Raw genomic sequence first — 19,569 nt, forward strand, 5'->3', positions numbered from 1 at the left:
GGGAGATATGGTAGTGCTTTCGCGAGATTATGCCGCAAATCAGAAGAAAACTTCGCGCTGAGGACAAGCATCGGGCTTCGTATGCCTGATTGTCTCATTCTTAGGTTCGCGTACATACTGTGCAGGTCACATTGCGCGAACAGCATCACAAAGCGCTTTCGTTTCTGGCATATTGCATAGTGACTATACCTACGACATTCTGAAGCAATGTACGCTTCACATGGTTTTCTGCAGTCCGATATCGGCGATGTCGACGTTGTCCATCACGACGGGCTTTACCATCTTTTCCACTTAGTCCTACCGAACCACGATTTCATTGCTCATGCCGTCAGTAAGGATGGCATGACATGGCGTCGTGTTCGAAACGCACTGTTCGTCGGAGATCCGGGCGCTTGGGATGACGACATGCTATGGACCATGCATGTTACTCCGGATCCCGAACGCGACGGGTCTTGGCGGATGTTCTACACCGGACTGACACGCAGTGAATATGGTCGGGTTCAGCGCGTGGGATGTGCCAGATCGGATGATCTGTATACATGGGAGAGATGCGACACGGGCTCATATCCACTCGAGATTTCTGGGAAGTGGTATGAATCGAGTGTCGATGAGGGCCGGAACTGGGTCAGCTTTCGGGATCCATTCTTTTTTTGCGATCCGGCGACGGGCGAGCGTTTACTCTTGTCTTCCGCACGGGTCAAAGAAGGCCCGATTGTCCGCCGTGGCTGTGTTGGCGTCGCCCGTGAAACTGCACCAGACATTTTCGAATTTGGTCCGCCACTGTGCTATCCAAGGCTGTATGATGATGTTGAGGTTCCCAATCTCGTTCAGATTGAGGGGCGCTATTACCTGATCGGATCGATCCGAGAGGATACGAAAATCAGGTACTGGTACGCAGACGATATTGAGGGGCCCTACAAGAATTTCGCCGACAATGTCCTATTGCCTGAGGGAAATTATGCGGCGCGGATTTGTCGTGTGGATGACCGGCTCTTGCTATTCAACTTTTTCCAGCGACGAGTGATTTCCTACGGCAAAGAAGTCACTACGCGCCTTCTACCGCCCCCCAAGGAATTGACCACGGATGACGCAGGGCGTTTGATATTGCGCTCGTTTCGTGGGTTCAACGCGAATGCACACAGTCCGTTTGAGGTTACTCACCCCGCAGAATTCGAAGCGATGTTCGGTAATCCGTATGCATCGATCCACGGCGACAATGGAAGCGTTCACGTGTCTTGTCCAAGCGGGTTCGAGGCTTTCCTATTGCCAGGTGAGCACGAAGATTTTCGATTACGCGCACGTATTCAGCTTGAAGGTCTCGGCAAGTGCGGGCTGGTTCTGCGCTGTTCTGAGGAAGGAGATGGGTACTATCTGTCGCTTGATCTGGTGAAAGGGTACGCCCAGATCAGGCGTTGGGGGGCCAACCCGCGTCCCGAGTTCGAGAACGCCTTCGACTATGAAACGCTGCAAAGCGGTAATTTTGTCACCGACAATGCAAAGCAAGAGTGGGAGATCGAAGTGGTCTCGCATGGTACGTATATCGAATTCTCGATTGGGGGCCAGGTTACGTTGTGCGTCGTCGATGACGCGTTCCTGACGGGGCGTGTCGGGTTTTATTCGGAATCTGCGCAACTCAAGCTCGACGGGATCAAGATGGAACGGCTGTTGAGATCGGTCAGTGAAGAGGAGACGGTTTATACCTCGACCCGCCATTCGGAATTGAGAATGCCGGCAGCCGACGCGCCTGCAGCCTCATGAATGATGTGCCGAACCAAAGGCCTCATCGATGGCTGCTGGTGAGTGATATCGATGATACCTTGACCGGGGATGCGGACGCACTGGCGGAGCTTGCCTTGGCGCTGGAAGATGTCGGAAAACGCGTGACGTTTGCCGTCAATTCAAGTCGGCCTGCGGCTAGTGTCGCGACCACTCTGGCGAGAGACTTTCCTGAAACGCTGCGCCCCAATGCGGTCATTACGGCGCTGGGAACGGAAATTTCGGTTGAAGGGACCGAAATGTCAGCGTGGCAGGCCCGGTTTTCCGGTTGGCCACATAACACTGTTTTCTCAATACTCACGGAACTCGGCCATCATCCCCACGACCGAATTTTTCAAACTGAGCGCAAGGTCAGCTTTGCCGTCCCTGAACAGGCACAAGCTGAGGCGCGCAGGGCTTTGTCCGACGCGGGGATCGATTGCGAAATTATCGTGTCTGGTCGTGATGACTTTGACGTTTTGCCCAAGGGCGCTGGCAAGGCGGCTGCAAGCCTGTTCGTTGCAAGCCATTTCGGGCTTCAACTCGATAATATGGTGGTTGCCGGAGACAGTGGTAATGATTTGGATATGCTTCTTGCGGCGCCCGCCCGCATTGTCGTCGGAAACGCTCGGCGAGAATTGATCGATGCGTTGGGGCCTGCATCATTTTATCACGCAACGAGGCAGCATGCAGCGGGTGTGCACGAAGGACTTCGGCATTTTGGCGTGTTATAAACTACAGCACAACGTGCAAAAGGGATGTGGCTGACATGAGCAACGGCAATTCAGGTTCGCTATTGATGATTTCGCTGCACGGCTATGTGGCGGGATCACCCGAACTTGGAAAACCGGACACTGGTGGACAGGTCGTCTTTGTGATGGAGCTTGCCAAACGGTTTGCGCGCCTTGGCTACACGGTGGATGTCGTGACGCGGCGGTTTGAAGATCAGGCCGCAGAAGACCGGATAAACGAAAACCTGCGAGTATGGCGCATCCCGTTTGGCGGGATCGATTTCATTCGCAAGGAGGATATGCACGACTGGTACGGCGATTTTGTTTCGAACCTGTTGGCTGCAATTCGAAAACACGGTCTGTCCTACGATGTGGTGAACAGTCACTATTGGGACGCAGGAGTTTCGGGCCAAAAAATCGCCGAAGAACTGCAGATACCCCATATTCACACGCCGCATTCTCTTGGCTGGTGGAAAGCCAAGGATATGAAAAGCCTCGGAGAAGGCAAAGCAGCGAACTACCGTTTTGAGGAACGCATTCAAAAGGAATTCGTACTCTATCGTAGCTGCGATCACGTTATTGCAACAAGCGAGCAGCAGGTTCAGTTGATCGAAGACCACTACGACCTTCCAAGCGAACACATATCCATGATTCCTCCGGGCATTGATGAACAGCGGTTTACTGCGGTGACGCCAACGCAGGTTGCCGAAATTCGCCAAAGGCTGAATATGTCCCACAATGACGTCTATGTCGTCGGTCGTGCTGCAACGAACAAGGGGTACGACCTGATCATACAGGCTCTGCCGCATCTGCGGGCCTTGCAGCCGAACGCCCGTCTGGTTCTTGCGGCTGGGGCAAATTCAAGCGACGATAAAAAGTTGATCGATAGCTGGAAGAAACAGGCGGCGGATTTGGGGGTCGCGGATTTTGTCGATTGGCGCGGGTACGTGGCGGATGACGATCTTGCTAACTATTACCGTGCGCCAGGAGTTTTCGCGCTCCCGTCACGATATGAGCCTTTCGGTATGACCGCCGTCGAGGCTATGTCGAGCGGCACCCCAACGGTCCTGACCACGCGCGGTGGTCTTTTCGAACAAGTCGAGTTTGGTCGACACGCGCTGATAGCTGACCCAACGCGCCCGCAGGAGTTTGCTGCAATGGTAAGTATGCCGATGCAGCACCCGTGGTTGCGAGAGAAACTCATGGTAGAAGGCGCAAGATTCGCCCGCCGAACATTTGGCTGGACAGGTATTGCACGCCGAACGATCGGGATTTTCGAAAACTTCCGGGGTAAGTACCAATCCGTACTTTGAATCGGGCTCTGTCGTATTCTTTTCTGCAGTACGAATGAGTGGTGGAAATTTCAATCTATTGTCAGATTTGCTGACAGGATTACTCAGTCGTGCCACTGACAGCTTATAGAGTTTTGGGCACGACAGGCAGGAAGACAACCGATTTCACTCCCCTCGTGGTTCCAAGGTTACTGGCACTGACCGCGCTGTTGCTTCGTCGCTCAGAAATGGAGGAACATCATGGCAATGCCCTCTTTCGGGGTACAACGAAATGATCTTCCTGTTCCCAGCCGGTTGATCCAGACTTTTGTGTCAAGCGGTGCTGCCCCGGCACCCGGCAGATCAGGCGTTCTGAGACCTTCATCTCGCTTGTGATCCGGTTGATGCAGGCACGGCAGCCGCCGCAGCTTCTGAAGTACTTCTTCCGGGTGGTATCTCTCCTTCAACACTATCGTGCCCTCCGTTTCTGAAACATAACGGTGGACTAGCTCGGTTGAGTTGGCTCAGGCCTTGAGCACTGCCTCAAACGCGTTCTTTGGCGTTAGTACATTCAGCGGTCTTTTCAGGCAAAGTCGATTTCGACCGAACCGAAAGGTCCAAAATCTGCGTGGATCTTTGTTCCCGACGGGCATTCGACGGGGCGGATAAAACTGCCGGACAGGATGATCTGCCCCGGTTCGATGCTCTGACCATATTGCGCCATCCGGCGCGCCAGCCAGACCACGCTTTCGATCGGGTCGTTTAGCACACCTGCGCCCAAACCGGTTTCTTCGATCTCGCCGTTGCGGAAGGTCAGCGCGCCGACCCAACGCAGGTCGAATACGTCGATCGCGTGGCGCTCTGTGCCCAACACGAGGCCCGCATTAGCGGCATTGTCGCTGATTGTATCGTAGACGTTACGCGCCCTACCGCTTTCCGGGTCTGTACGTTGAATACGGGTATCCAGGATTTCGATGGACGGCGCGACGTAGTCGGTTGCGGCGACAACATCATCACGCGTGACGTCCTTCCCCCCGACAGAGGACTTCATGACAAAGGCAATCTCGGCCTCGATCCGGGGCTGAATGAAGCGACCGGCAGGGATCGTGCCGCCATTCGCAAAGACCATGTCATCAAACAGAATGCCACTATCAGGAATGTCGATGTTGAGCGCATATTGCATTGCCTTCGAGGTCAGGCCGATTTTCCAGCCTATGACCTTGCGCCCTTCCGCCAGTTTTTGCCGATAGATCGCATTTTGCACCGCGTAGGCATCATCCATACCCATCTCGGGGTGGCGTAGGCTCAGCAAACCGATCTGCTTTCCCGTGCGTTCAGCCTGCAACAGATCGGCCGCGGCGCGGGCGTGATCTTCGGGTGTCATGGCTGCTCATCCTCGACCGTGTTTCGCAGCGTCCCAATGCCGTCGACCGACACCTCAACAACGTCTCCGGGGGCAAGGTATTTCGGCGGATCAAACCGCGCGCCTGCCCCGGTGGGTGTGCCGGTGACGATGATGTCCCCCGGCTGCAACGTCATGAAGGTCGAGATGTATTCGATCTCACGCCGGATCGGGAACATCATTCGGTTCAGGGTATCGTCCTGCCGCAGCTCACCATTCACGCGGGTCTGAATGCGCGCGTCATCCAATTGCGATGCGTCGGTAAACGGCACCAGCCAAGGACCGATTGCCCCCGAATTATCCCAGTTCTTACCCTGGGTTACGTTGAACTTGGCATGCCGCACCCAGTCGCGAATTGTACCTTCATTGCACAGCGTCAGCGCAGCGATGTGGTCATAAGCATCATGCTGCGAAATCCTGCGACCGGACTTGCCGATCACGATGGCCACTTCACCTTCATAATCCAGCGTGTGGTTTTCTGGAGGGCGGATCAACGGGCGGTCATGACCTGTGAAGCCACTGGCAAAGCGCGGGAATAGCGACATATAATTCGGTTGCGCGCTGCCATCTTTGTATTCGGCATTCCGATCCGGGAAGTTCACGCCAACACAAATGATACGACGCGCATCCGGCATCACCATTTCGTAGTTGAAATCCGAATGCGTGACGGTCTTTCCTTGTGCTGCGCTAACTAGCTGGTCGAAGGCTCCGCCGGCGATCACCTCATAGAGGCTAGCGTATTCGGGTAAGGCCTCATTCAGCGCAATTGCACCGCCATCGGTGATTGCCCCGAAATAAGTGTCTCCATTAGCGGAAAAGGTTGCAAATCTCATGCAAGTGTCTCCCAAACCTCTTGAATGACATCCGCGGCCATCAGCACGTCATCCCGCGTCGTATCAAATTGTCCGACCTGAAAGCGGATGATTTTGCGACCATCGAACTTGCCCTGCGTCAGGTAGATCCTGCCATCGTCGTTCAGCGCATCCACCAACCGCTGTTGCATTTCATTGTCGCCGGGACAGCGGAAGGAAAACAGGCTGAGGATTGGGGCGGTCGTGATCTCGAAGCCCTCGATAGCCCCTATTCTCTCAGCAACTTCATTCGCCCAAGCCACGTGGTTACGGATACGCGCGCGCAGTCCGTCCAGCCCGTAGGACCGCAACAAAAACCAGATTTTCAACGCGCGAAAGCGGCGGCCCAGCGGGATCGTCCACTCTGAATAGTTTGTGACGTCTGCGCCTGTGGTCTTCAGGTATTCGGGCTCGATTTTCAGCGTGTTGAGCTGCCGTGTCGCGTCCTTCAGAAACTGGATCGCGCAGTCAAACTGCGCCCCCAGCCATTTATGCGGGTTGAACACGATGCTGTCATAGCGCTCGGCCCCAACCCACAAAGCGTCGCGGAATTCGGGGCAAATCATGGCCGACCCCGCCCAGGCGGCGTCCAGATGGGTGTAGAGGTCATACTTCGCAGCGATATCGGCGACGGCCTGCAAATCATCACAGGCGCCAACACCTGTGCCACCGGTGATTGCGATGATCCCAGCTGGGGCGTGCCCCTCTGCTATATCGCGTTGGATCGCGGCCTCCAGCATGTCGGGGTCAACGGCGAATGTCGGCCCTTGCGTGGGCAACTTTACCAGATTGTCCTGTCCGATACCCGCAACCCAGCAAGCACGGTCAATCGACGAATGAACCTGATCCGAGCAATAAATCCGCAGAGCACCCTTGGCATTCAACCCTTGCCGGTTGCCCGTAAAGCCCGTGGCGCGTTCGCGCATGGTCAAGACAGCCGACAACGTGGCCGACGACGCGCTGTCCTGAATGACCCCGGTCATTCCGTCCGGCAGACCAAGCGCCTGTCGGAGCCAGTCGACCATCACGCCTTCAACCTCAGTTGCGGCGGGTGAGGTCTGCCACAGCATACATTGCGCAGCGATTGTGGTGACCAGCATTTCCGCCAACATTGACGGCGGCGCGGCGTTGGCAGGAAAGTACGCAAAGAAGCGGGGATGCTGCCAATGAGTCATCCCCGGCATGACGATCCTTTCGAAATCAGCCATTATCGCGTCCATCGGCTGCCCGGATTCTGGCGGCGTCGGTTCAAGCTGACTGGAAATGTCGCCCGGCGAAGTTTGCGCCCGAACCGGGCGTTCTGACAGCGTTTGATGATAATCGGCGGCCCATCTGGCTATCTGCTGCCCCCACTGTGCAAATTCGTCCCAGTCCATTCGCTCGCTTTCCTATACCGCAATCGTCGTTCAAGATTGACCATCGCGGACTGTGTCGATTGTTCTTGTCTTGAGTTGCGCAGGCTTCAGACCGAAAAGCTGATATTTGTCTGACCCGTTCCTGAGCTGCCAAAATAGGGGGTGTAGATATCAATCTCGCCCTTGTAGCTGCCCCAGCCAAGTGCACCGAACAAAAGCGCCGTGTCGTTCATCGCGCACTCGCCTGTGCATTTCTTGGCGTAGTCAGGAAGAAGCTCGAGGAATTCCTCAAACCGTCCCTGTTCCCAAAGCTCGATAACTCGCAGGTCCATCTGGCGATTGAACTCACCATTGACGGCGTTCAGGCCGTCGACCGAGCGTTCGTTTGGCGTGAAATCATGGCTGAGCGAACCAGATGCCAGGATCGAGACATTTCGATCCGAGCGCCGGATGCCCTCGGCAATTGCCTCGCCCCAAACACGGTTCTCCTGAATTGATGAGAACTGATTGACCGCAACAGGCAGCACCCGCGCGTTGACCCCGTCATTTATGAAATGCATCGGCAGCAGCGTGCCATATTCCATCCCCATATCGGGATGCGAATGGCCCAAGGCCCGTTCCCCTCGCTCGCGCAGCACGTCGAGAATGGTTTCCCCCAGTTCGTGATCACCTCGGTAGTCGAATTCCATATCCGCCAACATGTGCGGCAGTTCATGGCTGATGAAACGCCCCTTGTGGTGGTCTTTGGTGTTTAAATGGAACCCCTGATTGGTGATCCAATGGGTGTCGAAGATGACAAAGGTATCAACCTTGCGATCAATCGCATCCTGACGCAGGCGCGCATACCCATCGATGGCAGGTTGCCGGATGCCTTTGTACTTTGGCATCGTATGGGACATCCAGATGCTAGGCACATGCGTAATTTTCGCAGCCTGTACGATCTTTCCCATGACAGTTCCTCCTTATTGCGATGGGGATGGCCCGTATTTCACGGGCTGAGTATAGAATACCCGGCCCGATTGCGGCACTGGTACCCCCAAATCATTTACCCAACTGAGTGATCTTGTGCTGACCAGTGGCAAAACCGATGTGCTTTTGCTCCATATAGAACTCGAACGACCAGTCCCCGCCGTCCCGCCCGATACCTGACGATTTGACGCCACCGAATGGTGTTGGCAGGTGACGGACATTTTCCGAATTTACCCAGATCATCCCCGCCTCCAGCCGATCCGTAAAGCGCAGGGCGCGTGTCAGGTCATTCGTCCAGACATAGCCGGTCAGACCGTAAGGGGTGTCGTTGGCTATTTGCAGCGCTTCCTCTTCTGTCGAGAACGGAATTGCAGTCAGAACCGGGCCAAAAATCTCTTCGCGCGCAATGCGCATCTGGTTGTTCGCATTGGTAAACAGCGTTGGGCGCACGAAATACCCCTCACCTTCAACCTTCGTTCCACCTGCGGCTATGGTTGCACCATCTTCTTTCGCGATGTCGAAATAGCTGGTGACCTTGTTAAAGTGCTCCTCGGTCACCAAGGGACCGATCTCGGTGGCGGGGTCCAAAGGGTGGCCAACCTTGATCTTGTTCACCCGCTCGACCAGCTTGGCCTCGAACGCTTCCTTGATCGTATCCTGTATCAGCAAGCGCGAAGAGGAGGTACAGCGTTCGCCGTTGATCGAATAGATCATGAAAATCACGGCATCCAGGGCACGGTCTAAATCTGCATCATCGAACACAATAACGGGGTTCTTGCCACCCAACTCAAGATGGTTGCGCTTGAGCGTATCTGCCCCCTGCTTGGTGATCAGACTGCCGGTACGGCTTTCGCCGACAAAGGCGATGGCGCGGATTTTCGGGTGCTCGCACAGCGCCTTTCCAGCTTCTTCACCGAAACCGTTAACCGTGTTCAAAACACCTTTAGGCAGACCTGCCTCTTCGGCGATTTCCACCAGCAACCGGGCTGTCAGTGGACTGGCTTCGGCTGGTTTGTGAACAACCGTGCACCCAGCCGCCAACGCGGGCGCGATTTTCCACGTGGTCAACATAAACGGAGTATTCCAAGGCGTAATCACACCAACGGGCCCAATAGGGACACGTGTCGTAATGTTCATCAGCGTCGGAGATTTCAAATGCTGGCCATCCCGCGCCTGCACGACCTGATCGGCAAAATACCGAAAGTTCTCGGCCCCGCGCAGCGCCGCCTTGGACATGAATTTCAACGCCTGGCCGGTATCCCAACACTCGCACAGGGCGATTTCTTCGGCCCGAGCTTCAATAGCCTCAGCCACACGGATCAGGATTTTGCGCCGTTCGGTTGCCGGCATGTCGCGCCAGTCAGAAAAGGCATCGGCTGCAGCATTGGCTGCGGCGTCGATATCATCGGCGTTTCCTTGGGCAACCTCGCAAATCACGCTTTTATCGACAGGCGACATGTTCTGAAACTGGCCAGCGGATCCTTCCCGATCTTCACCCGCAATACGGTTCTTTATTCCATCTTCCTGAAACCGCGCCAGCAACCCATGCAGCGTTTCAATGTTCTTCTCCAAAGTGCTCATTTCGGTTCCTCCAGATGGTCGCGGATTGTGCCGCATTTTGGGGAAAACTTCGCATCAATCTCGCGCAATTCGGACGACAATGCGATCGAATGCGTTTTCATTGCCGGTTCAAGAAAGGTCCGTGCAGTTTCAAACAATCGCTCGATGATTTCCTGCTTGATCTCGTCAGTCCTGCCCTCGCGCAGGCGCACTGAAAAATCCACAAACCCGTGTTTGGCGTCGCCATCAGCGATCGAATAGTGATCAACCCGTGTTGCCCGCACGCGTACCCCGGGCATGGGCAATGCATCCAACCCAGCCGCAGATTGCCGTAGCACATTGCACAGCTCGGCCATATCCAACACTTGCTCAAGGTTACCCGAGTATTCGATGTGGATGTGCGGCATTACTCAACTCACATTATTTGTCATGTTAATTAATATTGTTGCTATCTGATGTTGCGGCATCGAGTCAATCAATTTATTTAACATGTGATCTATATTGAGGTTGGATTATTGCCAGACGCGCCGAATACCCGAAAAGCCGCCACGCTGCCCACAACGGCGCAATCGCTTCCGGTGTCTCTTATCCGTGCGCGCGAAGCCGTAATGGCACCAATCCGCAAAATGCTGCAGAAAGCCGGAATTACGGAACAGCAGTGGCGTGTTTTGCGTGTCCTAAGTGAGAATGGGAAGACAGACACGGGCATGCTGGCAACGCGCGCAGCACTTATGTCGCCCAGCCTGAGTCGGATCATTCAATCCATGGAAAATTCTGGCCTTGTTTCCCGCGAGGTCGACCCAAATGACCGTCGCCGTCAGCATATCGCAATAACGGCCGCGGGTCAGGCAATCATCGATGACCATTTGGATGAGGCATCAGAAATCGCAGCGTATTACCGCAATATCCTGGGCGACGAAGACCACGACACCCTCGTCGCCTTGCTGCAAAAACTTGCCTTGGGTCTCGATGATCCAAATCAGGGCACTTAGCGGTTCACGCCGTTTCCAAGCCTTTGTCCAATGACATGAGAAGCGTGTTCACATCCTCTTCGCTCAACACCAGCGGCGGAGAGAGTATGATGTTATTTCCCGACACGCGCACCATGGCACCGGCATCATAAGCCGTTTTCTGCACCTTGCCGATTGTCGCTTTGTCGATCGGCGCCTTGGTATCACGGTCAGATACCAGCTCTAACGCGCACATCAGACCATATCCGCCGCGCACATCGCCAACCACATCGTATTTCTCGCCCAACTTCTTAAGGCCAGAATACAGTTGCTCACCCCGCGCTGCGGCGTTGTCCTTGACGTTCAGGCGTTCCGTTTCCTTCAAACACGCAATTGCGGCAGCCGCGCCAACCGGATGCCCGGAATAGGTATAACCCGACCCGATTGCGGCCTTGCCCGAGGTGTCATTTTCGAACACGTCCGAGACGGCATCACTGATCATCACCGCGCCGAACGGGAAGTACCCGTTTGTGATGGCCTTGGCCGTCACGGCCATATCAGGCTTTACCCCAAAACGGCGCGAACCGCTCCACGCGCCTGTCCGGCCATAGGCTGTAATGACTTCATCAGCGATCAGCAGAATTCCGTGTTTTGAACAAATCTCACGAACTCCCGGCATGAAGCTTTCGTGCGGGGGGATCACACCACCTGCCCCAAGAACCGGTTCCATTATCATTGCTGCAATGGTCGAGGGGTCCTGGAACTTTATCTCGTCCTCCAGCGTCGCAAGGCACAACTGCGCCAGCTTCTCTGGATCGGTTTCCCCAAACGGATTCCGATAGGTGTATGGCGAAGGTATGTGATGGCAGCCGGGCATCAGCGGTTCGTATTGCGTCCGGAAATTTGGGTTTCCGTTTACCGATGCACCCAGAGTATGCGTTCCATGGTAACCTTTCTTGAGGCTCAGGAATTTCACCCGACCAGCTTCGCCGCGTACTTTATGGTATTGCCGCGCGAGCCGCAGAGCGATTTCAACACCGTCCGAGCCACCGGATGTAAAAAACGCGCGCGACAGCCCGTCGGGTTCAAAGAACTCACGCAGCATCCAGCTAAGCTCGATCACCAGATCATTGGTCGTTCCGCGGAAAATTGAGTAGTATGGCAACCGGTCCAGCTGTTGCGAAATCGCGTCTTTCACTGGCTGGCACGAGTAGCCCAGATTTACGTTCCAAAGGCCGCCTACCCCGTCCACAACGGTTCGACCATCCACATCGGTGATACAAACACCTTCGCCGCCGACAATGATCTCGGGCGGGTTCGCAAGGCTGTCGGCAGGATGAGTCATCGGATGCCACAGGTGGCGTGCATTGTTTTCTTTAAGGAAATTGCTGTCCTTCATGAGATCACCTGTTGAGTCGTGGTTTCATCGCCCCATTGCAGCGGCAAGTCGTCGAAGTCGCGGGGGAACGTGCCACCCAGGGCCGTCGAGGCACGCTTTGCTTCTTTCAAAAGCATCAGGGCTATGTCGCGCAGTTTTTCCGGCTTGGCGCGCACGCTTGGAACGGCAACGGCCAATGAGCCCAGAACACGCCCCCCCTCTCCGAACACAGGCACACCAACCGAGGTTACGCCCTCGTCAAAGCCACCCGACACGGTGGCCACCCCAAGCCGGCGGACAGCGTCGAGTTTTTGCTTCAAAGCCGCCGGATCCGAAATTGTCTGATCGGTGTATTTTGACAGCGGTCTGCTCATGATCCGCGTTTGCCAATCCTCAGGGCAGAAGGCCAAGGCCGCGATGCCGGATGACGTGGCGTGCAAGGGCAGCATCTCGGCGATGTCAAAATTCACCTGAATGCCGTGAAGACTTGGGTCGGCGTGGACCACCGGAGACATTGCATCGCCCTGCAACAGACTGGCATGGGCCAATTCACCTACGGCTTCGGACAGTTCCAACACGATCGGCTGCAAGAGCCTGCGCACCGGAAACAGCGTTTCGCGCAGGGCAGACAGCCTGAGCAGCGCCGGCCCAAGCCGATACGCGCGCGTTTCCGGGTGTTGTTCAAGAAACCCGTTTTCGGCAAGCTCGGTCAGGTGGCGATGCACAGTGGCCTTGTCCCGGCCCGTGAGGCGAACAAACTCTCCCAACCCGATTTCTGACCGGTCACGGGCGAAAAGCGAGAGCAGATCCAAGGCTTTTGTAATCGTTCCCATCTAGCGGCCTCCATGCTCGAAGAAGGCAGCGATTTCATTGGCAAACGCAGCACGATCCGCCGGACCTGCCTCTAGTGACAAACGCGCCATGCGGGTGACCTCTTCACCGACGTAATCGGCATATTCGTCGACAAGATCAGTGATAAACCCTTGAGTCATTTCCGGGTGGTGCTGAACGGTGAATACGTCATTGCCAATGGTATAGCCGGCGATGGGGCAGCCCGGGCTTTCGAACAGCCGCTGCGCGCCCTCGGGCAAAGCCCCCACTTGCTCGATATGCGATCCGTATAGGTGCCATCCATTCCCGCATCCCGACCAAGGAGCAGAGGCCACGCGTTTGGTTTCGATCCGCCCATGCGCCCAGCCTTGCGGATTTCGGATAATCGGAGCGCCCAGGGATTTTGCGATGATCTGATGGCCGAAACAGGCGCCAAAGATTTGTATCTTTCGGTTGATCAGGTCTTTGACAAGCACCTCAAGCTGCTGCATCCACGGCGCATTCTCGGTGACCGAGGCCGGGCTTCCTGTGATCATAACCCCGTCAAATCCCGAAAGATCATCGGGGAATTCTCCCTTGCAGACCCAAAACGCCTCAACCTCCCAATCTGGGCGGACTTCCGCAATCAGAGTGGCGAATTTTTCGTCATCTAGCGGGCGCGCTTTGGCAAAGGTGCTGTCATCGGTGTTGGTGACAAGGGTCGCAAGTCGCATATCAGACAAACCACACATAGAAATCGAGCAGAGCATCAGGCTCCAATTCGCGGGTCTTACGGAATTCGCGCTCTTTCATGAAGGCGTGATTTTCGACCAGTTCGCGCCCGACCGCATCCACCAGCGCCGTATCTGCCTGCAGGTCCTGAATGGCCTTGCGCAGATTGGCTGCGGTGCCGGTGCGGGCATCTACTTTGTCAAATCCGTCGCCGGTTTCGATCGGTAGTAGGGTCATCTGGGCCTCGTACCCCAACCGCGCGGCCTGCAGAACCGCAGCGCAGGCGGTGTAGGGGTTGGCGCTGGCGTCCGCCATACGATGTTCCAGACGGGCCTTCGCGCCGCCTTCGCCCGAGACGCGAGTGGTCACGCCGCGATGATCCCCGCCCCAGTTCTTCCAATAGCCCGACAGGGACGCCGGTTGCAGGCGGCGATAGGACCCCGCCGTTGGCGCGATCAGACCGGCCAGCCCTTCGTGGTGATGCACCAGACCGGCAAGGCAGCCGCGCGACAGGTCGTTCAGATGATCGGGGCCGCCGACCTCACCTGTGGCTAGCGCGTTCCTGCCCTCGGCATCTTGAAAGGAAAAGTTGATATGCATACCCGATCCGCCCAATTCGGACAGAGGTTTGGGCAGGAAGGTCAGAACGATCCCGTGATCCAGCGCAATCTCACGCGCCATGAGGCGGAACAGCACGATATCATCGACGGCTGTCAGCGCGTCATCGAAGGTCAGCGTGTATTCGAACTGGGGGCTGTCATATTCGGCGGTAATCAGATCCAGCCGAAAGCCCATTTCCAGCGCCTTGTTCCAGATCACATCATTGATCCGCATCGGATCGGCGAAGGGGCCAGTGCCATAGACGCCTCCGCCCGGCGCATCATAGGGGCGTAAACGGCCATCCTCGCCCCCTTGCAGGGCATAGGCCTCAAGCTCGATCCCCAGCATTGGTTTCAGCCCGTGCTTTTCCCAATCGGCCACCGCCCGTTTCAATGCCCCGCGTGGGCACAAGGACAACGGCGCGCCGTCGGCGTCAAACAGATCGCCCAGCACGACCGAGGTGTTGGGTTCCCACCCTTTGCGGACATCATCGCCCCGCCAGCGCAGCTCCATGTCCGGCGCGCCCTCGCGCACTTTGGCGTGCGGCGCGTCCAGCAGAAGATCGCGGTCGTAGTGTACCCCGAAGGTCGCGCGCGCAAACCGGGTCGAGGCGTCGGCGATCTTGCTGGCAGGCATGTATTTGCCGCGCGGGATCGAGAGGTGGTCGATGAACAGGGCGCGTAAACGGTTGGACATTGAGAACCTATTGCAGAGTGACGCGAACAGGCATCCGTTTGATGCCGTTTACAAAGTTGGACCGAACAAACGCCTCGGGGCCGTCGGGTTCGATGGATTTGATCCGTTTGACCAGTTCCTGAAACAGCACCCGCACCTCGAGCCGGGCCAGATGCATGCCCAGGCAGACATGCGGCCCGCCTTGCCCCCATCCCAGCTGACGATTGGGCTTGCGCGACAGGTCCAGGCGATACGGGTCGTCAAACATATCCTCATCCCGGTTGGCCGAAATGAACCAATACAGCACCTTGTCGCCTTCCTTGATCTGCTGACCATGAACTTCGACATCTTTCATCGCGGTCCGGCGGAAATAGGTCGCGGGTGAAGCCCAGCGGACAATCTCATCTGCGGCGGTGCCCCAGACCTCGCCCGATTGCATCTCTTCCAGCAGGCCGCCCTGCCGCGCGATGGCCTGAATGCCTGCAGCGATGGAATAGCGCGTCGTATCGTTGCCCGCCGCCACCAGCAGGCAAAAGAAATTGCGAAATTCGGTCTCCGATATCGTCTCGCCATTTTCATCAGGCTGCAGGATCAGATGCAGAATGCCGCTGGTGTCTCCGCTGGCGTTCTTCTTGTCCATCAGCGTGCGGGAATACTCGTACAACTCGGCCCCGGCGGGTGAGTTGAACGGCATCAGGCGGAATTCATCCGTCTGCATCTTGTCGACGACGTGGTCGGTGAAATCGGGGTCCGAATTCGCCATCAGCGCATCCCCTTTGTCGACCAGCCAGGGCAGGTCTTCATCGGGAACGCCCAGAATTTGGCCCAGCATCCGCATCGGCAATTCCCGCGCAATATCGCGTGTGGTGTCGAATGTGCCCTTTTCCAAAGCGCGATCCAGAATGGGGCCGCACAGGTCGCGAATCTGATCCTCGAACCCAGCGACCACCTTGGGTGAGAACGCCTTGGCCACCTTCATCCGCACCTTGCGATGCTCGGCCCCATCCGTTTCCTGAAAGGTGCGGCGGGCCATGTATTCTTCGTAGGTTTGATCCTCCATCCGGATACCGCGCGCGGAGGAAAACGTTTCGGTATCGCGCACCATCTTGTCGATATCCGCGTGGCGCGTGATCGACCAATACCCCTTGCCGCCTTCGAACTCGGACCAGTGGCACGGATTCTCGCGCCGCAGCCGCGCAAAGGTGTTGTACGGCGCGCCGTTGGCAAAGCTGTCATGCGAGCCGAGGTCGGCAAACCCGTCGTCTTCAGGAACCCACATGGTCATAAAAGCGCCTCCGTCTTTGTTGTTTCTTGCGGTTTTCGAAATGCCGGTGCGAGCGATCTGAAATCCGTTTTGCAAATGTGTTGGATGCCTTCTTCTGCATTGACCGGCGATCCACCGGTCGCCATTCCCGCCAGACGCGCCAAATCGTCGAAAAAAGGATGATCACGATGACGCAGAACAGCAGAAAGGCGATGGGGCGGTCGATAAAGTCCAACGGCGTTTTGACCCGCGCGAGGGAGGCACGCAATTTGACCTCCATGATGCCGCCCAGAACCATGCCAAGAATGATCGGTACAATGGGCATGTTCAGGCGTTTCAGGACAAACCCCAGCAGCCCGAAGACCGCTGCGATGATGCAGTCCATGGTCGAGTTGCGGATCGAATAGACCCCAACAAAGCTGAGCAACAGGATGCACATGCCCAGAAAGCGGTTTGGAATGCGCGTCAGATGCACCAGCCAGCCGGTTGAAACCAGCAGGAAGCCGACCACGATCACGTTCAGGACTAGCAGCGCAATGTAAAGCGCGACAACGAAATCCATGTCGTTCTGGAACAGTCCCGGCCCCGGCACGACGTTATGGACATAGAACACCGACAGCATCATCGCCGTCAGCGCCTCACCCGGTATACCGAGCGCAAGCAAGGGGATCATCGCCGCTGCGGGAACTGCGTTGTTGGCGGTCTCGGACGCGATCAGCCCCTCGGACGAGCCATGGCCGAACGCTTTGGGGTTCTTCGACAATTTACGGGCCGAAGTGTAAGACATGAACTGGGCCGTGAACTCTCCGACACCCGGGATCATGCCCATGACCACCCCGAAACTGGCCGAGATGGCCGCCACACGCGGGTGGCGGGCCAGTTCGCGGAAGCCCTGAAACAGCGAACCGCGTGACCGGGGCAGCCGGATCTTCTCATCATCCATCGTCAGCAGCAAAACGCCTGCGACAGCGCGAACAGGCCAAGAACCACGACGATCAGGTCAAGACCGCCCGCCAACCAGCTTTGGCCGAAGGTGAAGCGACGGGTATAGGCGGCGGGTTCCAGACCAATTGTGCCGATCAGAATACCGAACCCCGCAAGCGCCGCCGCTATCGCCATCTGACCCTTGTGGGCGACAACGACCAGAATAAGACCCAACAGGGCGGCCAGAAAGATCTCTCGCGAGCCGAACATGGGCGCGATTTTGGCCAGCACTGGGGACAGGAAGATCAGGCATATGACCGAGAACAACCCGCCCAGAAAGCTGGCCGAATAGGCCAGTGACAGTGCCCGGCGGCCCTCGCCCCGCAGGGTCATCGGAAAACCGTCATAGGTGGTCAGCGCATTCACAGCTGTGCCAGGCGTGTTGATCAGGATCGCGGGAATGGACCCGCCATACATGGACGATCCGTAAATACCCAACAACAGCGTCAGCCCAACAATCGGGTCCATCGAGAATGTCGCAGGCAGCAGGATGGCAATCGCAACCGCTGGTCCAACCCCGGGAATGGCACCGATGGCCACGCCGCCGACAGCGCCGACCAGCAGGGCCAGCATCACGTCCCAGCGCGCCAGAACGTCAATCGCCGAGAAGATCAGATCCATCAGAGGTACACCAAAAAGAATGTTCGGATCGACTCGGGCAGGAATTCATAGATTTGCGCGCCCGGAATGCTCACACCCAGAAATCCCTTGAACAGCGCGACCATCGCAATCGCGAACACAGCAGCGATTGCGATTGCCAAACGTGATCTATAGCCGAGGCGATAGGTCAGAGCGCAGGCAAAAACGATGCTCATGGGCATGAAACCAAGGCGCGGAACTGCAGCGACATAGACCAGAAACCAAACGAGATACTCCAAAGGCTCTGCCCAACGGCGCGCTTCGACCCAATCCAGCGCGTTGGGTTTTCTGCGGCGCATCAACCGAAAATGCACCGCAAATCCCGACAGCATCGTGATGAGGGCAATCGCCGGCCACAAACGCGGTTGGCTGCCTATGTTACGCGCCTTTTCAGTCCATTCCGTCTGGTTGCCCAACTGCGACAACAGAACCAACGTCACAACCAGACCCGCAATGACAAACACAACCTGGCCAGAGGTCTTTGTCTTGATTTGTAAAAGCTCGGAATTGTCCATTCGACCCGGTCCCTGGCAGAGTTGAGGGGACGCATTTCCGCCCCCTCACAAGATCGCTCTTATTGGCCCAATGCGTCTGAGATGGTGCCCAGCGTTGCCTTGTCTTCGGCGATCACGGCCGCGCTTTCATCGGCATTCAGCCAATAGACCAACGCACCCGTTTCTTCAGCCAGTTGCTGCGCGCGCTCACTGTTGACCGTCTTCTCGGCAACGGCGGCGATCTTTTCGCGCACGTCAGCCGGAGTGTCCTTGGTTACGAACAGACCGTTCCACAGCGATATATCAAGGCTCGGCTCAACTTCGCCAATGGCGGGCGTGTCCGGAACCTTACTGATCCGTTCGCCCGTGATCGAGACCAGAACCTTAACGTCGTCGAGACAGGGCAGGATAAGTTGCAGCGTGGTGTTGATCACATCCGCATCGCCAGAGGCCAGCGTGTTGCAATCCAGTGCGTCAAACGCGGCGTCCCCACCCCATTCGAAACCCATGGTCGAAGATAGGGCTTTGGTAACCTGCGTAGGTGTCAGAACATCGCCGAAATGCCCGAGGAAAACCTCGTTTTCCTTGGCGTGGTCGGCCAGTTCCTGCATCGAGGAATAGGGCGCATTGCCCGAGGTCGCGATCACAAACGGATAGGTCAGAAAGATGCCGACAGGGTCGAATTTTTCGGGCGTCAGTTCGGGGATGTCGATCTCATGTCCGATCAGGGACACTGCCGGAACAAAAGATCCGATGGTGTAACCGTCCGCCGGGGCTGTTGCCACTTCGACCGCGCCGGGAAATGGGCCACCGCCGCCACCGGGCTTGTTCACCACAGCCGCTGGCACGCCGTACTCTGCCTGAAAGTCTTCGGCAATCATCCGCGTCAGCACGTCCTCCAAATCGCCCGGAGGCCAAGGAACGATAAAGCTGACAGGTTTTTCGGGGTACTCGGCCAGGGCCGAACCGGCCAGACCAATAGCAAGTGCGGCCAATGCGGCCTTGGCTGTGTTGGACATATCATCTCCCTGCGACGCGTCGCTAAATTGGTTTATTATTTGAACCTTTAGTAGCAATTATTCTGAATTAGATTCTTCACCTGTCAACAAAAAAATCATTATTGACAAATGCAGCTTTAAAGCCTGACAA

At 56.5% G+C, this 19,569-nt stretch carries 17 protein-coding genes and 1 pseudogene; 4 read left to right on the plus strand and 14 right to left on the minus strand.

From position 1 onward, the window contains the following. Nucleotides 1-207: 207 nt before the first annotated feature. The 3 genes from ACR3EN_RS18985 to ACR3EN_RS18995 are packed head-to-tail and all read left to right on the plus strand — an operon-like array spanning nucleotide 208 to nucleotide 3,799. Nucleotides 208-1,758, plus strand: a complete 1,551-nt coding sequence (locus tag ACR3EN_RS18985) for a hypothetical protein (protein ID WP_480820219.1) — start codon at nucleotides 208-210, stop codon at nucleotides 1,756-1,758. Further along, nucleotides 1,755-2,489 (plus strand): HAD-IIB family hydrolase, encoded by a 735-nt coding sequence (locus ACR3EN_RS18990; RefSeq protein ID WP_480843376.1) that lies wholly within the window; start codon nucleotides 1,755-1,757, stop codon nucleotides 2,487-2,489. Before ACR3EN_RS18985 ends, ACR3EN_RS18990 begins: the two co-directional genes overlap by 4 nt. A 35-nt stretch (nucleotides 2,490-2,524) precedes the next feature. Next, nucleotides 2,525-3,799, plus strand: coding sequence for a glycosyltransferase (locus ACR3EN_RS18995; RefSeq protein ID WP_480820215.1), 1,275 nt, complete (start codon nucleotides 2,525-2,527; stop codon nucleotides 3,797-3,799). A gap of 541 nt (nucleotides 3,800-4,340) precedes the next feature. Here the strand turns inward: ACR3EN_RS18995 and hpaH are convergent. From hpaH to ACR3EN_RS19025, 6 genes are all read right to left on the minus strand, one after another. Continuing rightward, nucleotides 4,341-5,141: a 2-oxo-hept-4-ene-1,7-dioate hydratase gene (gene hpaH / locus ACR3EN_RS19000; RefSeq protein WP_480820213.1), complete on the minus strand. Its 801-nt coding sequence runs from the start codon at nucleotides 5,139-5,141 to the stop codon at nucleotides 4,341-4,343. Next, nucleotides 5,138-5,992 (minus strand): fumarylacetoacetate hydrolase family protein, encoded by an 855-nt coding sequence (locus tag ACR3EN_RS19005; RefSeq protein ID WP_480820211.1) that lies wholly within the window; start codon nucleotides 5,990-5,992, stop codon nucleotides 5,138-5,140. Before ACR3EN_RS19005 ends, hpaH begins: the two co-directional genes overlap by 4 nt. Beyond that, nucleotides 5,989-7,386: a pyridoxal phosphate-dependent decarboxylase family protein gene (locus ACR3EN_RS19010; protein ID WP_480820209.1), complete on the minus strand. Its 1,398-nt coding sequence runs from the start codon at nucleotides 7,384-7,386 to the stop codon at nucleotides 5,989-5,991. The genes ACR3EN_RS19005 and ACR3EN_RS19010 overlap by 4 nt, the downstream gene beginning before the upstream one ends. 86 nt (nucleotides 7,387-7,472) lie before the next feature. Continuing rightward, nucleotides 7,473-8,315 carry a 3,4-dihydroxyphenylacetate 2,3-dioxygenase gene (gene hpaD / locus ACR3EN_RS19015; RefSeq protein WP_480820207.1) on the minus strand — a complete coding sequence of 281 codons (843 nt, stop codon included), beginning with the start codon at nucleotides 8,313-8,315 and terminating at the stop codon, nucleotides 7,473-7,475. Between the two features lie 91 nt (nucleotides 8,316-8,406). Continuing rightward, the gene (gene hpaE / locus ACR3EN_RS19020) at nucleotides 8,407-9,915 is read right to left on the minus strand and encodes a 5-carboxymethyl-2-hydroxymuconate semialdehyde dehydrogenase (RefSeq protein ID WP_480820205.1); all 1,509 of its coding nucleotides are present in this window, start codon (nucleotides 9,913-9,915) and stop codon (nucleotides 8,407-8,409) included. Continuing rightward, entirely contained in the window at nucleotides 9,912-10,301 is a 390-nt protein-coding gene (locus ACR3EN_RS19025) for a 5-carboxymethyl-2-hydroxymuconate Delta-isomerase (protein WP_480820203.1), read from the minus strand. Before ACR3EN_RS19025 ends, hpaE begins: the two co-directional genes overlap by 4 nt. A gap of 171 nt (nucleotides 10,302-10,472) precedes the next feature. Between ACR3EN_RS19025 and ACR3EN_RS19030 the strand changes: the two genes are divergently transcribed. Then, on the plus strand, nucleotides 10,473-10,886 hold the full coding sequence (locus tag ACR3EN_RS19030; protein WP_480858557.1) for a MarR family transcriptional regulator: 414 nt from the start codon (nucleotides 10,473-10,475) through the stop codon (nucleotides 10,884-10,886). Nucleotides 10,887-10,890: 4 nt separating this feature from the next. Here the strand turns inward: ACR3EN_RS19030 and ACR3EN_RS19035 are convergent, their stop codons facing one another. From ACR3EN_RS19035 to ACR3EN_RS19070, 8 genes and pseudogenes are all read right to left on the minus strand, one after another. Further along, complete coding sequence (locus ACR3EN_RS19035) at nucleotides 10,891-12,243, minus strand: aminotransferase class III-fold pyridoxal phosphate-dependent enzyme (protein WP_480820199.1); 1,353 nt, start codon at nucleotides 12,241-12,243, stop codon at nucleotides 10,891-10,893. Then, nucleotides 12,240-13,055, minus strand: a complete 816-nt coding sequence (locus ACR3EN_RS19040) for an IclR family transcriptional regulator (RefSeq protein ID WP_480820197.1) — start codon at nucleotides 13,053-13,055, stop codon at nucleotides 12,240-12,242. The genes ACR3EN_RS19035 and ACR3EN_RS19040 overlap by 4 nt, the downstream gene beginning before the upstream one ends. Continuing rightward, entirely contained in the window at nucleotides 13,056-13,766 is a 711-nt protein-coding gene (locus tag ACR3EN_RS19045; protein ID WP_480820195.1) for a type 1 glutamine amidotransferase, read from the minus strand. It abuts the gene before it with no gap. Nucleotide 13,767: 1 nt separating this feature from the next. Further along, nucleotides 13,768-15,060: a type I glutamate--ammonia ligase gene (locus ACR3EN_RS19050; RefSeq protein ID WP_480870477.1), complete on the minus strand. Its 1,293-nt coding sequence runs from the start codon at nucleotides 15,058-15,060 to the stop codon at nucleotides 13,768-13,770. A 7-nt stretch (nucleotides 15,061-15,067) separates the two neighbouring features. Next, nucleotides 15,068-16,324: a cytochrome P450 gene (locus ACR3EN_RS19055; RefSeq protein WP_480820191.1), complete on the minus strand. Its 1,257-nt coding sequence runs from the start codon at nucleotides 16,322-16,324 to the stop codon at nucleotides 15,068-15,070. Further along, nucleotides 16,305-17,908: pseudogene (locus ACR3EN_RS19060) on the minus strand (tripartite tricarboxylate transporter permease). Before ACR3EN_RS19060 ends, ACR3EN_RS19055 begins: the two are co-directional and overlap by 20 nt. Further along, entirely contained in the window at nucleotides 17,908-18,441 is a 534-nt protein-coding gene (locus ACR3EN_RS19065; RefSeq protein WP_480820187.1) for a tripartite tricarboxylate transporter TctB family protein, read from the minus strand. The pseudogene ACR3EN_RS19060 and the gene ACR3EN_RS19065 overlap by 1 nt, the downstream one beginning before the upstream one ends. 59 nt (nucleotides 18,442-18,500) lie before the next feature. After that, nucleotides 18,501-19,439: a tripartite tricarboxylate transporter substrate-binding protein gene (locus ACR3EN_RS19070; protein ID WP_480820185.1), complete on the minus strand. Its 939-nt coding sequence runs from the start codon at nucleotides 19,437-19,439 to the stop codon at nucleotides 18,501-18,503. Between the last annotated feature and the right edge of the window lie 130 nt (nucleotides 19,440-19,569).

It is taken from the genome of Ruegeria sp. G7 (assembly GCF_056535465.1).

Bases quoted from the DNA above. Each gene is read 5' to 3' on its own strand.
- ACR3EN_RS18985 (WP_480820219.1), top strand. From the start codon at position 208: ATGTACGCTTCACATGGTTTTCTGCAGTCCGATATCGGCGATGTCGAC.
- ACR3EN_RS18990 (WP_480843376.1), top strand. From the start codon at position 1,755: ATGAATGATGTGCCGAACCAAAGGCCTCATCGATGGCTGCTGGTGAGT.
- ACR3EN_RS18995 (WP_480820215.1), top strand. From the start codon at position 2,525: ATGAGCAACGGCAATTCAGGTTCGCTATTGATGATTTCGCTGCACGGC.
- hpaH (WP_480820213.1), bottom strand. From the start codon at position 5,141: ATGACACCCGAAGATCACGCCCGCGCCGCGGCCGATCTGTTGCAGGCT.
- ACR3EN_RS19005 (WP_480820211.1), bottom strand. From the start codon at position 5,992: ATGAGATTTGCAACCTTTTCCGCTAATGGAGACACTTATTTCGGGGCA.
- ACR3EN_RS19010 (WP_480820209.1), bottom strand. From the start codon at position 7,386: ATGGACTGGGACGAATTTGCACAGTGGGGGCAGCAGATAGCCAGATGG.
- hpaD (WP_480820207.1), bottom strand. From the start codon at position 8,315: ATGGGAAAGATCGTACAGGCTGCGAAAATTACGCATGTGCCTAGCATC.
- hpaE (WP_480820205.1), bottom strand. From the start codon at position 9,915: ATGAGCACTTTGGAGAAGAACATTGAAACGCTGCATGGGTTGCTGGCG.
- ACR3EN_RS19025 (WP_480820203.1), bottom strand. From the start codon at position 10,301: ATGCCGCACATCCACATCGAATACTCGGGTAACCTTGAGCAAGTGTTG.
- ACR3EN_RS19035 (WP_480820199.1), bottom strand. From the start codon at position 12,243: ATGAAGGACAGCAATTTCCTTAAAGAAAACAATGCACGCCACCTGTGG.
- ACR3EN_RS19040 (WP_480820197.1), bottom strand. From the start codon at position 13,055: ATGGGAACGATTACAAAAGCCTTGGATCTGCTCTCGCTTTTCGCCCGT.
- ACR3EN_RS19045 (WP_480820195.1), bottom strand. From the start codon at position 13,766: ATGCGACTTGCGACCCTTGTCACCAACACCGATGACAGCACCTTTGCC.
- ACR3EN_RS19050 (WP_480870477.1), bottom strand. From the start codon at position 15,060: ATGTCCAACCGTTTACGCGCCCTGTTCATCGACCACCTCTCGATCCCG.
- ACR3EN_RS19055 (WP_480820191.1), bottom strand. From the start codon at position 16,324: ATGACCATGTGGGTTCCTGAAGACGACGGGTTTGCCGACCTCGGCTCG.
- ACR3EN_RS19065 (WP_480820187.1), bottom strand. From the start codon at position 18,441: ATGGACAATTCCGAGCTTTTACAAATCAAGACAAAGACCTCTGGCCAG.
- ACR3EN_RS19070 (WP_480820185.1), bottom strand. From the start codon at position 19,439: ATGTCCAACACAGCCAAGGCCGCATTGGCCGCACTTGCTATTGGTCTG.